The sequence below is a fragment of the Phaeobacter sp. JH20_34 genome (assembly GCF_048056095.1).
In the GTDB taxonomy this organism is placed as follows: Bacteria; Pseudomonadota; Alphaproteobacteria; order Rhodobacterales; family Rhodobacteraceae; genus Phaeobacter; species Phaeobacter bryozoorum.
Window position 1 is genome coordinate 155,801 of sequence record NZ_JAYMWT010000004.1, and the last position, 13,257, is coordinate 169,057.

Below are 13,257 nucleotides of genomic sequence, written 5' to 3' on the forward strand. Positions count from 1 at the left end.
GGCTCCACGTATGCGGAGCCGTCTTTTGCTCTGCAGAAACGCGCATTCATTTATCTGCCTTCCCGTCCAGCTTGTCCTCAATGCGTTGGATGCCATCCTTGATGTCCTTGAAGCCTTCGCGCACGTTTTCGCGATCACGCTTTTGGAGCGCTTCTATGAGTGCCACGCGGCCTTTGAGGTGAAACCATTGCGCAATCAGGCCGATGGCCATACCGCCCCAGGTCAGTAGGTCTTTAAGCTCAACCTGCATGGAGGCCTCCTGCATTGAACAACCGGCGGATATGCCAGCGGATTGTGGCGGTGTTGACGGCCCGGTGCATCAAAGCGCACCAAAGCGGCGGCATCCCCAGAACTTCCAAGGCTTCGCGAAAGACCCGGTCGCTGTGCCAGCGGCTGCAATCCTCGTGCTCCAGCATCCAGTCATGCAGGGCTGCGGCCTGGATATAGTCGGGGTGTGCCATAGGCGCGAACAGGCGCAGCAGCAGCGGCACCGATGCGCCATCAAACGTGAACCCGTCAGGCACATTGATCACCTCGCTAGGCGTTTTCAGATTGCCCACGGCATAGCGAAAGCCGCCAATGACCTCCCATTTCGGACGGCGAAAACCTGGCGGGAGAAAGCGTGCCCAGCCCGTTGCCCTTACAGGCACAGCCCTGACGATGAGTGGTTGTGTAAATACCGACATTGCATCACCCGCCGTCTTTGAAGATGGCGTTCAGAACGAGCGCCACTGGCGCTATGGCCGCTGCCAGCGCACATCCTGCGATGAAGCCCCAACCGATGATTTCAAGAGCCAGCATTGGCACCTCGCGGGATCAGATGTGATTGGTTCGGGCAGGCCGCCGCAAACACCGCGTAGGCCTCGCCGATTTCGTTTTGGGTTTGGGGCGTGTCACTGCGCGAGCGGGTCGGCAGGCTGGTCCCCCATGCGCGGCAGATCGCATCCTCAGTCGCGGTAACCGGCATCGCTGTAGGGCTGCACGCTGTCAGGATCAGCACGGGCAGAACTGACCCGATCAGTGATCGCATTGGCATTTCGGAGATCCTTTTTCTCAAGGGTTTCGGTGATTTGCTGCCTGGCATCCCTGCGGAGCCAGGCAAGAAAGGCGGCAAAGCCTGCGGCAAGTGCGGCGAGGACCGCCGCACGCGAGGGGATGAAACGCATTACCCGATAGCCTCCCGGATGCCGATGAGGCCTGCGCCTTGGGCGATCAGGACGCTTGCCCCTACGTTGCCGGTCCAGGCGCGGGCGATGTCCGCCGCAGCCCCCAGATCGTGCCCGGCATCGACACCGATCAGGCCGCCCAGACCGATCAAGACCGCACCGGCCCACCAGGTGACGGATTTCGGCTTGACGTATTTGACCGTCATACGGGCACCTCAATTTCGGCAGTCAGAAAGTTCAGCAGATACAACACACGCTTGGACCAGCCGCGCATGTAGGTGGTGGAATTGGCGGTGTGCGCATAGCGGCGCAGGCGCCAGCTCAAGAAATCCAGCACCAGCTCGGCAGTGTCGGCGCGGTGCGCGGCGGCCAGGGTCTTCGGGCCAATAATGCCATCAGCGGTGACGCGCAGGGCCTTTTGCAGCAGGCGCGCGCCAATGCCAGTGCCCTGGTTTACAGCGCAGTCAAAGACGGCCACGGCGATTTCCGGCGGCAACTCATCGCATTTGCAGGCGTCCCAGTAATCCCGTTTGTAGATCGCAATAGCGTCCTCACGGGTGAGTTCCTTGATGTTCACCTTGGGATAGCTGCGCTTGGAGATCCCAAAGTTGGTTTCGCCCCCAGGGTCGCGCGGATCGTTCACGTAGCCGCCTTCGATCTGCTCTTTCAGAGCAAAACCAACGGCCTGCTCGAAGATCGTTGCGGAGGCCTTGGCCGCTGCTGTGGTTTTGGAGTTGTTTCCTGCCATGTCTTTTCCTTTCAATGGCTTGGTTGATTTGGAGGGTCAGCGCTTGCGCACCTCAAGCCCGTGGGCGCGCAGGGCGTCTGCAAGCTGATCGGCCACCTCCTGGCCGACTTCGGGGGCGAGGAAATCCAGCCCCTCACGTTCCATGTCTTCGACCGCGCGCAGCAGCCAAGGGTTGCCCTCGCGCGCTGGCTGCTTCACGGATTTCACGGGATGGCGGGCACCTTTCCAGTGCAGCGCCTTGCCCTTTTTCGGCCTGATGGTGATGGCTGGGCGGCCATCGTGCACAGCGCGCGCATAAGGGGTGTTGACGGACAGGATCGCATCATTCTGCCCATGCGGTTCCACGACGTGCCCCTTGCGCAAATCCCCCGTGCGAAAGGGCACGTTACCCTGCCGCGTTGCGATCTCGCGCAGCCGCTCGGCAATCTTGAGCGCCAGGCTTTGGAGGTTGAGCGTCATGACAGCACCTCCACCCCAAGGCCGCCTGACCCGCCGCCAGGCTTGGCGCGGCCATCGGCAGCCAGGGCAACGGCCCAGAACAAATCCCCGTGTCCATCATCGTTGCGCTCGGCGTCGTATTTGATGCTGGTGCCGCTGGCGATCTTCTGGATGGAATGGAGCTGCGCCAGCACATCCAGGTCATTGGGCAGCAGCAGGCGGCGTTCCTCGGCCAGCTTCAGCATGTTGAGGGCCAGCTTTGCCTTGCGCTGTGCGGAGAACCAAACGCCCTCAAACCGTTCCGGGCTTGCGGTGTGCAGCTCCTCGGCCAGTTGCATGCCCATGCCGGTTTTGTCGATCTTCCAGCCTTCGATGTCGAACCGCACGTCAACCTCATGGATGCGGGCTTTCTGCGCATCAAACTTCAGGCCCTTGTGCATTTCGTGGTGGATCAGGGCAAAGCGGTCATTCCACTTTTTGCCGTTGCTTTCCTGGCCGACCAGGGCAATGGCCGTGCGGTCATTGATCCGGCCAACGTCGATACCGCCGCGCAGACGCCCGTAATCCGGCCTGATGATTTGCTGAGTTGTGAGCGAGTGCAGCAGCTCCCAGGACAGGAGCGCCGAACCATTTTCAGCCCACTGGCATTCGTAAAACATCGCCCAGCTTTCGCTGTCGAATAGCATGCGCAGTTCATCCAGGCCGCCGGGCAGCGGCATGCCCTGGGCAATGGCATCCTCAATCGTGTACGTCCTGCGCCACCAGTGTTCGTGCTTGTTCTTGTGGTTAGTGGCGATCTCCCAGAACAGCGAACCCGGCAGGAAGGGCGTTGAGAACACCGTGACCCGCCCGCCAATGGCCGTGATCGACGGGATCACCGCCGCCCAGAGCATGCGCTGATTGCGGACCCAGGCGAACTCATCCAGCCAAACATCACCGGGCCAGCCCTGGGCCGTGCGGAAGTTGGTCGACACCGCCACGATGTCAGACCCCATGACGGTGATCTTGTTCGCCTTGTCCTCCTCCAGCAGCACCTCCAGCCGCTCGGCATGGTGGCGCACGTAATTGAGGATGATTTGGGCCTGCCGTTCAGATGCGGAAACCACGATCTGCGGGCGGCCGGCCATCGCGCCCAGAAGCACCGCCAGGCCCACCACGTAGGAGAACCCGATCTGCCGGGCTTTGAGGATGATGCGGAACCGTTCCTCGCTTTCCAGGAACTCGCGCTGGTATTCGTACAGCCCGTATTCCGGGTCTGTGACGCGCCCCAGGGCGGTTTCGCATACGGCCCTGGCTACCTTCGGGCGCGGCTTGGGCTTTGGTGCGCTTTTCCGCATGCGTTCCAGTGTCTTGGACAGCATGGCCAGCCGTTGTGCTTGGGCGTTTGTGGGGTTCTTCAGCCGGGTAAGGCGCAGGATTTGGGCCTCAAGCCCCTGGGTTGTCTCGCGCCGCTTGCGCAGCTCGGCAGACCAGTCACCGGCCTTGACCCATTCGCGCACTGTGCGGTCGGAACAGCCGATCCGCTGGGCGATCTCGGCGGTGCTGTCACCGGCCAGATATTCGGCCAGCGCTTGCTCTTTTTGGGCGTCGGTGTATTTGGCTGGCCGCCCGCGCCGCTTGGATATGCCTGAGCGCCCCGGAGCGACTCGCTGAGCGGCGTTATCACCTTTTCCGGGTGAAGGGTGCGGAGAGGTGTTTTCCACCGCTCCTGGGGCTTCTGAGCCGATCTTGTGTTTGCCGGTGTGGTTCGCCATAGCCGCGTAACCCCTCAGAGACGCGCCAGGAGGGCGGCAAGCGTGTCAATCGGATCAGCGGGTGCGCTGCGCTCAACCGGCTCTGTGGCGGCCCCTGCGTCGCCCTGCGATGCCTTGGCCGCGCCGCGCAGCATCGCCTTGGCTTCCGCTGGCGTCAGGATCTCGGCTTGCACCAGTCCGGGCAGATCCTCGGCGTCATCCTTGGGCGGGGTCAGATCCAGCGGGCGGAACAGAACCTCATTGTCGCCCAATGGCTTATCCGGGTCGCCAGGCTTGAGGCCCAGTTCCCGCAGCACCGGGCGGATCTGGTCCAGCATGCGGCGGCGCTTGGGCTTGAGGGTGAGGTGCTCAAAGGTGAAAAGCTGGCCCGACACCTCGCCGCCGCCGCCAAGCTGGCCAGCGGTCATGATGCCCAGCATGCGCGGCGGCACGCCATGCGCCACCGGCATGCGGTCGCGCGCGGCGTCGATCAGCTTGAGGAAATCCCCGTCTTTGACATCGGCGGTGAGGCGCTTGATTTCGATCTCGCATTCCTCGCCTCCGCCAGTGGTGAGGATCAGGGTTTTATGCGCGTTATCCATGCCCTGGAAATCGTTGCGGAAGAACTCCCGGATTGAGTTCTTTTGCTCTGCTGTCGGGGTCACGCCCTTGAAGATGATGGCGTATTCCGGGATTGCGTTGTTTTTGAAGAACGAGGCGTTGTAGCGGGTGGCGGCATAGGCCAGCTCCAGCATGCCCTCAGCCCCGATCCAGGTGGGCAAGGCGTATCGCCGCCCCATCGGGCAGGGTTCGCGCAGATGAATGATTTCATCGGCGGTGAAGGTGACTTTGCGGGTTTGGCCATTCGGCAGGCCGATGCGCTGCATGAACCCGGCCCGGTAACGGCTCATGGTGATTGCAGGCAGACGGCGCAGGCCGATGATCCGTTCACCATCATTGGAGCGGATCTTTTGCAGAAAGGCGTTGGCGTAGGTTTCCAGATCCAGCCCCAGGAGCGTGAACATTTCCGCCGCGCCGGTTTCGCACAGCTCCTCAATCCGCTCGGCGTCCCCAATCAAGCCGCCGCCGAATGCGCTTTCCGCTTTGATCTGGATAGCGCGGCCATGTTCGGCGCTGGCGCGATACAAGAGCGCCAGGCTTCGCGGCTCAATCGGCCAAAGGAACTCGCCATCCAGCCCGGCCTCAGCACGGCCTGACAGCAGGTTTTCAACCTCCGATTTTTCAATGGAGATGGTGACGGCTGCGGCGTCATTCTGGGGATCTGTATCACTGCTCATGAGATGAGAGATACAGGCCGATCACCGGCGGCGATATTCCCCTAAGCCATTGATTGTCAAGGTTCTGACACTCTCAACCCTGCCTATCTTCCACCACGAAATCGGATCGGGCAAGACTGTTTTCAGAGATTATCGAAACCCGCCGGAGACAGCGCCTTGGCCCAGCTTAAAGACCTTTCCGTCAGCTTCCTTTCGCTGGTCGCAGCACCCGCGACTGGCAAGGGCCTGACACTCAAATCCGCCAAGCCTGGCGAGCGTGCCGCCGCCTTTGACCTGGTGGTGAAGAATGATGAAATGATGCGCGCCTATGGCATCGTCTACGCCCCGGATCAGGAAGATGCCCACGGCGACACCGCCGACGCGGCCACGATCCGCAAGGCACAGGCCGAATTCATGCGCGAAGGCCGCCTCAAGAACATCGACACCGAGCATTCTTTCACCGCCGAGATGGCTTTTGTGGCTGAAAGCTGGCTGGTGCGCAAAGGCGATGCCTTGTTCCCGGATGAGCCTGAGGGCGCGTGGGCCGTGGGCATCCAGATCGGCGATCCCGATCTCTGGAAACAGCTCAAATCCGGCGATCTGACTGGCATTTCCCTGGCGGGGATTGCCCGTGTGCAACCGGATGAGCCGCGCGCCAGCTACACCGAAAAGGACACGGAGACAGGCCTGGTGAAAGCCCTCCTGCGTGCGCTGACAGGCAAGAACACCCCCCAAGACCCTACCGAGGAGACTGAAATGGATGAGAACCAAGTGCGCGGCATCGTGCGCTCGGAAGTCGGTGATGCCGTGACAGAGGCGCTCAAGGCCGCTGGCATCGGCAAAGCCCCCGAGGCACCGCCCCAGCAAACCGAAGTGGAAAAGGCAGTGGCCGCCGCGCTCAAAGCTGCTGGCGTCGAGCCGGTGGAGCCGGAGCAGACCGATGTTGAAAAGGCCGTAGCTGCCGCGCTCAAGGCGCATGGCGTCGAGCCGAAGGCGGAAAGCCCTGACACCGAGCTGACCAAGGCAATCGGCACCAAGGTCGAAGACGCTGTTGCCAAGGCGCTGGCCAAGGGCGTGACCGAAACCGACCCGTCTGCGGGCAACGCTGAGGAGAGCTTTGCATGAGCCTTATCACTCTCAAATCCGGCCCCCTCCAAGGTCAGCGCATGCATGACTTTGTGGCCCTGTCCAAGGGCCTGATCGAGCCGGAAGATCTGCGCAATGGCGGCGGCCTGACGCCCCAAGGCGCAGCCAAGCTCATTTCGATGCTGTTTGCAGACAGCTTCCTGTCCAAAGTGACCACCATCCGCATGTCCAAGCTGACCCGTGATGTGGATGTGATGGATATCATGCGCCGCCAGCTTGTGCGCGTGGCCCAGGGCAAAGAGCCCGAAGATGATGATCTGACCGGCGCGGGCGAGTTCGGGTGCAAGCTGACCGCGCTTGATGCGCAGCTTTTCGCCTCGCTGACCTTGGATTTTCTGCGGGAAAACAAGGATAATCCGAACCTCCAGAAAGAGGTTGAGAAGGGTTTCAACACCCGTCTGGGCAATGACATCGTTGATCTCGGCTTTAACGGTGTGGCTGATGATGCTGTTGGTGCAGACCGCGCGGCCAAGTTTATCAGGCTGAACAAGGGCTGGCTCCAGATCGCACGGGATGCTGACAAGGCACCCAAGGTCGACATCGACCCGGCAACGGATGGCTGGGTGGCCTCGCTGAAATCCATTTTGGAAAAGCAGGATGACCGGGCACGTTCGATGTCGGCATTTGTGATGAACGAAGCGGATGCCGATGAATATGCCGAGGAAATCAACGCCCCCGTGACTGGCCATGAAGTCCAGACCGGTAGCCCGGCACGGCGCTACAAAGGCAAGCCCATTGAGGCGCACCCGGATATGCCGCGCGGATCGGTTATGCTCACCCCGCTGAAGAACCTGATTTACGGCCTGCATACCACGATTGACCGCAACCGCGCGTATCACCAGCGCCGCCGCGCACTGGAATACACGTTCGACATGTCGTTCGATTTCGAGATTGCAGTGAAGCAATTCGCGGTCCTGGGCGAGTAATCCCATGCCTGAGGCCGCAGCCGTCACACCCGCAGAGATCCGGGCTTATGCGAACCTCCCGCCGGAGGTGCCGGAGGCTCTGCTAACCAAGCACCTGGGGATCGCTGAGCGCGACCTAGTGCGCACAACGGGTGTGGCGGCTGCGCCTGAGGGACTGGACCAGGAATGGGCCGAGGCGCTCACGCTCTGCGCCCTGGCCAGCGTCTTTCCCTGGCTGAACACCTTCGCGCTGAGCGGCGCTGCCAAGGTGGGACGCCTGGAAGGCTCTGTAGAATATCGCTTTTTGACCCCTGAGGAGGTCGAGGAGCAAGTGAACACCCTGACCGCCCGCTTTGAGGAGCTGGTGGCCATCATCACCCCCGCTGAGGATGACGAAACCGCCAAAGATCACGCGAGTGTTGGCGCCGTCTCCCTCATGTCGATCTGAGGAAGCCCATGCGATTGCGTTCCGAAGCAGCAAAAGCACTGCAAGCCCGGCTCGAAGCCGCGTTTCCTGCGGCGATGGAAACCGTTTGGGACACCAGCGCCGTGCTGGTCATGGTGGAAAACCTAAACTTCAAACCCGCCAGCGGCTTCAAAGGTGACTGGCAGCGCAAGGCCAGCTTTGACGGGGTGTTGCGCGCCGAGCTGCGCACGGGTGATGTGGACAGCTCTTTGCCCGAGCTGCTGGCGGTTTCGCTGGCGGGTGATCCGATCTTTGTGCGCCTGCCTGAACCGCTAATGACCGTAATTGCAGAGGGCGAGGCCTGGCCGAAAGCCCGCCTGGTGTTCAAGGACGTGCGCGATACCGTGCGCGATCAGGCAGTGATTGGTGCGCTGCGGTTCGATGTGACCGGCGAAATCTGCCTGTACGCACCCGATCCGGGCCGCCCTGACGCAAAGCTGCGGAACGGGCTTGAGGATCGGCTGGTGCTGGGGGACGCGGCATGAGCGGCAATCCCCGCCAGGATCAGAACGGCAATGACCGCCGCCTGAGCAGCATGATCGGCATGGGCAAAATCGTTGATGTGCGGCTGGAAGATTACACCGCGCGCGTCAAAGACGGCGATCTGGTCACCGGCTGGCTGCGCATGGGCATGATGCGGGCTTTCGGGGGCGAGCAGACCTGGCCTTACACCGTGGGTGAGGAGGTTGGTTATGCCACCGTCTCTGGCGATGCGCAGGAAGGGTTCATTCTGTGCTCCCTGGCCAACGGACAAAGCCCGGCTCATGCCTCCGCCAATGACCTCAAAATCCATTCCACCGGCAACATCCAACTGGTTGCCGACGGCAACGTTTCCATCAAAGGCGCAAGGATTGATCTGAACTGATGCCGCAGGTTGCCCGCATAACAGACCAATGCACCGGCCACGGCTGTTTCCCGCCGCGCGCCGCAACGGGCGCCAGCGGCAATGTCTTTGCCGAGGGGCTGGGCGTTCACCGTCAGGGCGATGCCTGGGCACCCCATGGCTGCGCCGTGTGCCCGCCGCATGGCGGTGCTCTGGCCAGCGGTTCCGGCACTGTCTTTGCTAACGGCAGGGTTCTGGGGCGCATCGGTGATCCTGTGGATTGCGGATCTGCCGTCGCAACCGGCGCATCAACCGTGTTTGCGGGGGGCTGACCATGAGCTTTGCAGGAATGGACCGTCAGACAGGCCGCTGGCTTACCGGCATCGCGCATCTGCGCCAGTCGGTTGAAACGATCCTCACCACCCCCATTGGCAGCCGGGTGATGCGCCGGGACTTTGGTTCGCGCCTGCCCGAGCTGGTGGATAAGAACATCACGCAATCCCTGCGGATGCAGATGTTTGCGGCCACGGTCGAAGCTCTGCGCAAGTGGGAGCCGCGCCTTGAGGTGCAGCGGGTCTTTGCCGAACCCAGCGCCAATGCACACAACACCGTCAGCCTGGCGGTTGAAGGCATTTACCTGCCCAATGGACGCCCGGTCACGCTGGAAGGGATTGAGCTATGAGCTTTACCCCGATTGATCTTGACCGCCTGCCGCCGCCCCAATTCATTGACCAGCCCGATTATGAGGACATTCTGGCCGCTCGCAAAACGCGCTTGCTGGAAGTCGCCAAAGACCTGGGCGCGAGCGAGGCCGAGCTGGCGGAGGCTGCGGCGGCGCTGGAGCTGGAAAGCGAGCCGGTTGTGCAGATCCTTCAGGAGGACAGCTACCGCGAGGTTGGCTTGCGCGCCGAGGTGCAGGATGCGGGCATGGAACGGCTGCTGGCCTTTGCCAGCGATGGAAACCTTGACCATATCGCAGCAGGTTACGGCGTTGAACGTGCCGTTGTCATCCCTGCGGACCCAAGCGCAAACCCGCCTGTCCATGAGGTTCAGGAGAGCGACGCACGCCTGCGCCGCCGCACCCAGCTTGCGCCGGAAAGCTATACCACATGCGGCACCGAAGGCATGCTCATCTATTGGGCGCTCAACGCCTCGCCGCTGGTGAAATCCGTGAAGCCGGTCAGCCCCGCACCGGCCCAGGTGATCCTCACTATCCTTTCCACCGAAGGCGACGGTACAGCCTCGCAGGAGCTGCTTGATACGGTTCTGCGGGAAGTCGAGCCGCGCAGTCCCCTGGGCACCCAGGTTCTGGTGCAATCCGCTGAAATCCTGACTTTTGAAGCGCACGCAGTGATCACGGTCTTTGACGGGCCGGATGCCGAGGTGCTGCGCGAAACGTCCGAGGAGGCCTTGCGCGACTTCACCGAGGAGCGCCACCAGCTTGGCCATGACATCACGATTGCGGGCCTGCATGGCGCTATCTGGCAAGCCAATCTGCACAACATCAGCCTGGGCGATTTCGCCACTGATCTGATTGTTGAGCCGCACCAGGCCGCCTACTGCACCGGGCTTTCGGTCACGATTGGGGGCCGCGATGTCTGATATTCAATCGCTCCAGCCCGAACGCACCAGCCTGCTAATGCGGGCGCTTGAGATCGTGCTTGCCGAAAGCAAGGTAGGTTTTGGCGACATCATCCGTGCGCTGGGTGATCCTGACACATACCCCGAGCACCTCTTGCACTGGCCTGCCTGGGAACGTTCCGTTGAGGTCTGGGATCATAACTGGCCTGCCGATGTAAAGCGCGCCGTCATCAAGAGATCCATTGCGGTGCACCGCTGGAAGGGCACCCGGTGGGCTGTTGAGGAAGCCCTGGCCGCCATCGGCTTTGAGGCCGAGATCCGCGAGTGGTTCGAGTTCGAAGATCACGAGGTTTCCCCGCAGCCAGGCACATTCACCGTTTCAAACAGCGTGTCTGCGGGCGGCTTTGTTCCCAGCAACACCTCGCTGGCGGCGCGCAATGCCAGGTCCGTGATCGACGCGGCAAAGCCCCTGGCGGCCCACTACACATTCAGTTTCGAGCAGCACGCCACGCAAACCGTGCGCTCTGCCGGTGCGCTGCTCGCCCGCACATTTGGCCGCAAGGCCGATGAGCTGAACGCCGAGGTGAATGCAAGCGTCAGTTCGTCGGGCGTGATTGCCGTGCAAATGCGCCAGGTGAAGCCGTCCCCCATGCCGCTGCGCCTGGCTGCGCGGTCTGCTGGTGCGCTGCTTTGCATCATTCGAGAAAAGGAGGTTGCCCATGCGGCTTAACGTAACTGCGGCGGGCCATGCTGCGCGCCAGGCAGCATTGCTGAACGGCACCAACATGTCACCGCTGGACCGCTTTGCCATTTCATCCGGAGGCACAGCGGATCTGGTTCATGCCACTCAGCTTGAGAATGTCTGGACTGAGGTGCCCTTGCTCTCCAAGGAAAGCAAGTCGGCATACACCATTGAACTGACGGGCAATATCCCGCCCGAGGCGGCGGGGAAGATGGCGCATGTCGGCCTGCTGCTGGAAGATGGAACGCTGTATGCGACGGCTGAATATAACCCGGACGCGGGCGGCACGTTCATCGACGCCTCCACCACTTTCACATTCTTCGGGCTGCTGACCGAGGAGAATTTTGACGGGCTGGTGATCCGCTATGAGGCCCTGGATCTGGATGAGACTGCCAAGCGGATTTCAGACGAGGCCACCGCGCGGATCAATGCGCAGACAGATGCCGCAATGATCCAGATCGTCACCCACCTTTCCGGCCTGAACCGCGACCTGCTGGCCCAGCAAAACAAACTGAACACTTTGGAGGCATCCCATGTCTGATATTCCCACCCTCATCGGTACGATTGAGAAGGACCGCGCACTTGCTGTCGAAGTGCTGCGCAAGCTCCCGCAACTGGTGAACACCACCGCTCTTGTTCGTTTCGAACTGGATACGCCGGTTGAAGTGCCGTCGATCCCGATGTTTCAACAGCAGCTTTCGGCGGGAAACCTCGGCGTCCGTGTGGGGGATCTCGAAACTCTGTCGCGCGGCTTGATCCAGGAGGTTGACGAAATCGCCGGGGAGGTTGGCTTAGACCGGATCAGCCCCTTTTGGTCACCTCTGGTTCTGGAAGAAGATGGCGACGGTGACCGCACGGAAATCCTGTTCCGGGCCGAGGTGGAAGATGGCCTGCGAATGCCGTTTGACGGCTATTATGAAATCTTTGTGGACCGTCAGTTTGAAGGCGATGCCGCGCGCATCGGAAACTGGCTGCTGCCCAACCACACGGAAGAGATTGAGCAACGTCATACGTCAGTCCCGAACTACAACCACGTACTTGACGTCTATAGTTATCAGATCCAGACGGGCACACGCACCCGTACCCGCAGCTATACCCGCCGCTCCTACCGCGTCGGCCATTATTACCGCTGGCTGCGTTGGCGTCGCCGCACCCGCCGGGTGGTGGTAACGCGCCGCTATACCGTGACCACCGTTGAGCCTGTGACAACCGCGCTGGAAGGGTCGATGATGGCCCAGACATTCCGGGTCGATGCGCAAAAGGTGCTGACCGGCTTGAACGTCTACGTTGACCGGCCCGGCGCTTGGAAGGCGACCGCCAATCCCCGCGTTGTCCTTTGTGAAACCGCCTATGGTCATCCTAACCTCGAACAGGTGGTGGCAAACGGGACCTTCCGCGATACCACCGCCTACAACTACAGCAGTACGTCAACATCCCGTCAGCAGCAGCTCTGCAATGTGGATTTTGACCGCCCGGTGCTGCTGGAGGCAGGTAAGAGCTATGCATTTGTGATTGTCGCCGATGCAGCGTTCCACATGGGTCGTGTGTCCAATGAGGACAAAACCGGCGGCGTGTTCTATACGCAGGACGGCGCTGCCTGGGATCAGCAGATTTCATATGACTTCGCCTTTCAGCTCCGCTTTGCCAAATTCGCGGGCGCTTCGGAAACCATCAACATCAGCCCCATGTCCCTGTCCGGCGGCATTGCGTCGATCAAGCAAGACTTGCTGGCAGAAGTGCCCGAAGGCGGTGACGTGCAGACCGAATTCCAGTTGGGCGGCACCTGGCTGTCGGTTGAGGATGTCGAGGAGCTGAACAGCCTGCCTGCCCACACTCCGATGCGGCTGGTCATGACCGGCACCGAAGACGCCATGCCGCTGATCGACGTGACCGGCTCCAAGGTCATTGGTCTGCGCCCGGCGGAGGAAATGCAGTTCTATTCGACCGAGCGCCCGGAGGCGCAGGACGTGCGGGTTTCCTATGAGCTGGTGGGCTTTGTGGATACCTATCACACCTTTGATCCGGCGTTGAAGGTGGGGGACACACGCTACACCCCGTCACTGGTGGAATACAAGGACAGCGCGGACGGCAATGTGCGCTCGCTCACTGCCGTGTTCGAGCTGCCCTCGGCGTCAGCTTACCAGCACGACATCCGGGCCACCACGAGCACCGCCGCCAAGGTGTTCGACATCTCATCCATCATTGAGCTGAACACGTAAGGAGGCGCAGAGC

Annotated in this window: 19 protein-coding genes; 11 read left to right on the top strand and 8 right to left on the bottom strand. The window is 61.5% G+C overall.

Annotation, left to right across the window (positions count from 1 at the left end; genetic code table 11):
• Window positions 1–46: 46 nt before the first annotated feature.
• From VWZ81_RS02255 to VWZ81_RS02290, 8 genes are all read right to left on the bottom strand, one after another.
• Window positions 47–250 (bottom strand): hypothetical protein, encoded by a 204-nt coding sequence (locus VWZ81_RS02255; protein WP_416541959.1) that lies wholly within the window; start codon window positions 248–250, stop codon window positions 47–49.
• Window positions 240–686, bottom strand: a complete 447-nt coding sequence (locus tag VWZ81_RS02260) for a DUF1353 domain-containing protein (protein WP_416541960.1) — start codon at window positions 684–686, stop codon at window positions 240–242. The genes VWZ81_RS02255 and VWZ81_RS02260 overlap by 11 nt, the downstream gene beginning before the upstream one ends.
• A 261-nt stretch (window positions 687–947) precedes the next feature.
• Window positions 948–1,166 (bottom strand): hypothetical protein, encoded by a 219-nt coding sequence (locus VWZ81_RS02265; RefSeq protein WP_416541961.1) that lies wholly within the window; start codon window positions 1,164–1,166, stop codon window positions 948–950.
• Window positions 1,166–1,372: a hypothetical protein gene (locus VWZ81_RS02270; protein ID WP_416541962.1), complete on the bottom strand. Its 207-nt coding sequence runs from the start codon at window positions 1,370–1,372 to the stop codon at window positions 1,166–1,168. The genes VWZ81_RS02265 and VWZ81_RS02270 overlap by 1 nt, the downstream gene beginning before the upstream one ends.
• Window positions 1,369–1,914 carry a glycoside hydrolase family 108 protein gene (locus tag VWZ81_RS02275; RefSeq protein WP_416541963.1) on the bottom strand — a complete coding sequence of 182 codons (546 nt, stop codon included), beginning with the start codon at window positions 1,912–1,914 and terminating at the stop codon, window positions 1,369–1,371. Before VWZ81_RS02275 ends, VWZ81_RS02270 begins: the two co-directional genes overlap by 4 nt.
• 36 nt (window positions 1,915–1,950) lie before the next feature.
• Window positions 1,951–2,373, bottom strand: coding sequence for a hypothetical protein (locus tag VWZ81_RS02280; RefSeq protein ID WP_416541964.1), 423 nt, complete (start codon window positions 2,371–2,373; stop codon window positions 1,951–1,953).
• Window positions 2,370–4,106 carry a terminase large subunit domain-containing protein gene (locus VWZ81_RS02285; protein WP_416541965.1) on the bottom strand — a complete coding sequence of 579 codons (1,737 nt, stop codon included), beginning with the start codon at window positions 4,104–4,106 and terminating at the stop codon, window positions 2,370–2,372. The genes VWZ81_RS02280 and VWZ81_RS02285 overlap by 4 nt, the downstream gene beginning before the upstream one ends.
• Before the next feature lie 14 nt (window positions 4,107–4,120).
• The gene (locus tag VWZ81_RS02290; protein ID WP_416541966.1) at window positions 4,121–5,383 is read right to left on the bottom strand and encodes a phage portal protein; all 1,263 of its coding nucleotides are present in this window, start codon (window positions 5,381–5,383) and stop codon (window positions 4,121–4,123) included.
• 156 nt (window positions 5,384–5,539) lie between these two features.
• On the opposite strand from VWZ81_RS02290, the gene VWZ81_RS02295 reads away from it, so the two are divergent.
• From VWZ81_RS02295 to VWZ81_RS02345, 11 genes are read left to right on the top strand one after another with little or no spacing between them, the layout of a single operon-like run.
• Window positions 5,540–6,487, top strand: coding sequence for an XkdF-like putative serine protease domain-containing protein (locus tag VWZ81_RS02295; protein WP_416541967.1), 948 nt, complete (start codon window positions 5,540–5,542; stop codon window positions 6,485–6,487).
• A complete protein-coding gene (locus tag VWZ81_RS02300; RefSeq protein WP_416541968.1) occupies window positions 6,484–7,434 on the top strand; it encodes a hypothetical protein in 951 nt (316 codons plus the stop codon). Before VWZ81_RS02295 ends, VWZ81_RS02300 begins: the two co-directional genes overlap by 4 nt.
• Before the next feature lie 4 nt (window positions 7,435–7,438).
• Window positions 7,439–7,861, top strand: a complete 423-nt coding sequence (locus VWZ81_RS02305) for a hypothetical protein (protein WP_416541969.1) — start codon at window positions 7,439–7,441, stop codon at window positions 7,859–7,861.
• An 8-nt stretch (window positions 7,862–7,869) separates the two neighbouring features.
• Complete coding sequence (locus VWZ81_RS02310) at window positions 7,870–8,364, top strand: hypothetical protein (RefSeq protein WP_416541970.1); 495 nt, start codon at window positions 7,870–7,872, stop codon at window positions 8,362–8,364.
• A complete protein-coding gene (locus VWZ81_RS02315) occupies window positions 8,361–8,744 on the top strand; it encodes a phage baseplate assembly protein V (protein WP_416541971.1) in 384 nt (127 codons plus the stop codon). The genes VWZ81_RS02310 and VWZ81_RS02315 overlap by 4 nt, the downstream gene beginning before the upstream one ends.
• Window positions 8,744–9,034: a PAAR domain-containing protein gene (locus VWZ81_RS02320; RefSeq protein ID WP_416541972.1), complete on the top strand. Its 291-nt coding sequence runs from the start codon at window positions 8,744–8,746 to the stop codon at window positions 9,032–9,034. The genes VWZ81_RS02315 and VWZ81_RS02320 overlap by 1 nt, the downstream gene beginning before the upstream one ends.
• Window positions 9,035–9,036: 2 nt before the next feature.
• Complete coding sequence (locus VWZ81_RS02325; protein ID WP_416541973.1) at window positions 9,037–9,384, top strand: GPW/gp25 family protein; 348 nt, start codon at window positions 9,037–9,039, stop codon at window positions 9,382–9,384.
• Window positions 9,381–10,304, top strand: a complete 924-nt coding sequence (locus VWZ81_RS02330) for a baseplate assembly protein (RefSeq protein WP_416541974.1) — start codon at window positions 9,381–9,383, stop codon at window positions 10,302–10,304. Before VWZ81_RS02325 ends, VWZ81_RS02330 begins: the two co-directional genes overlap by 4 nt.
• A complete protein-coding gene (locus VWZ81_RS02335; protein WP_416541975.1) occupies window positions 10,297–11,013 on the top strand; it encodes a phage tail protein I in 717 nt (238 codons plus the stop codon). Before VWZ81_RS02330 ends, VWZ81_RS02335 begins: the two co-directional genes overlap by 8 nt.
• Window positions 11,003–11,566, top strand: coding sequence for a hypothetical protein (locus VWZ81_RS02340; protein ID WP_416541976.1), 564 nt, complete (start codon window positions 11,003–11,005; stop codon window positions 11,564–11,566). Before VWZ81_RS02335 ends, VWZ81_RS02340 begins: the two co-directional genes overlap by 11 nt.
• Window positions 11,559–13,244 carry a hypothetical protein gene (locus VWZ81_RS02345; RefSeq protein ID WP_416541977.1) on the top strand — a complete coding sequence of 562 codons (1,686 nt, stop codon included), beginning with the start codon at window positions 11,559–11,561 and terminating at the stop codon, window positions 13,242–13,244. Before VWZ81_RS02340 ends, VWZ81_RS02345 begins: the two co-directional genes overlap by 8 nt.
• The last annotated feature ends 13 nt before the right edge of the window (window positions 13,245–13,257 follow it).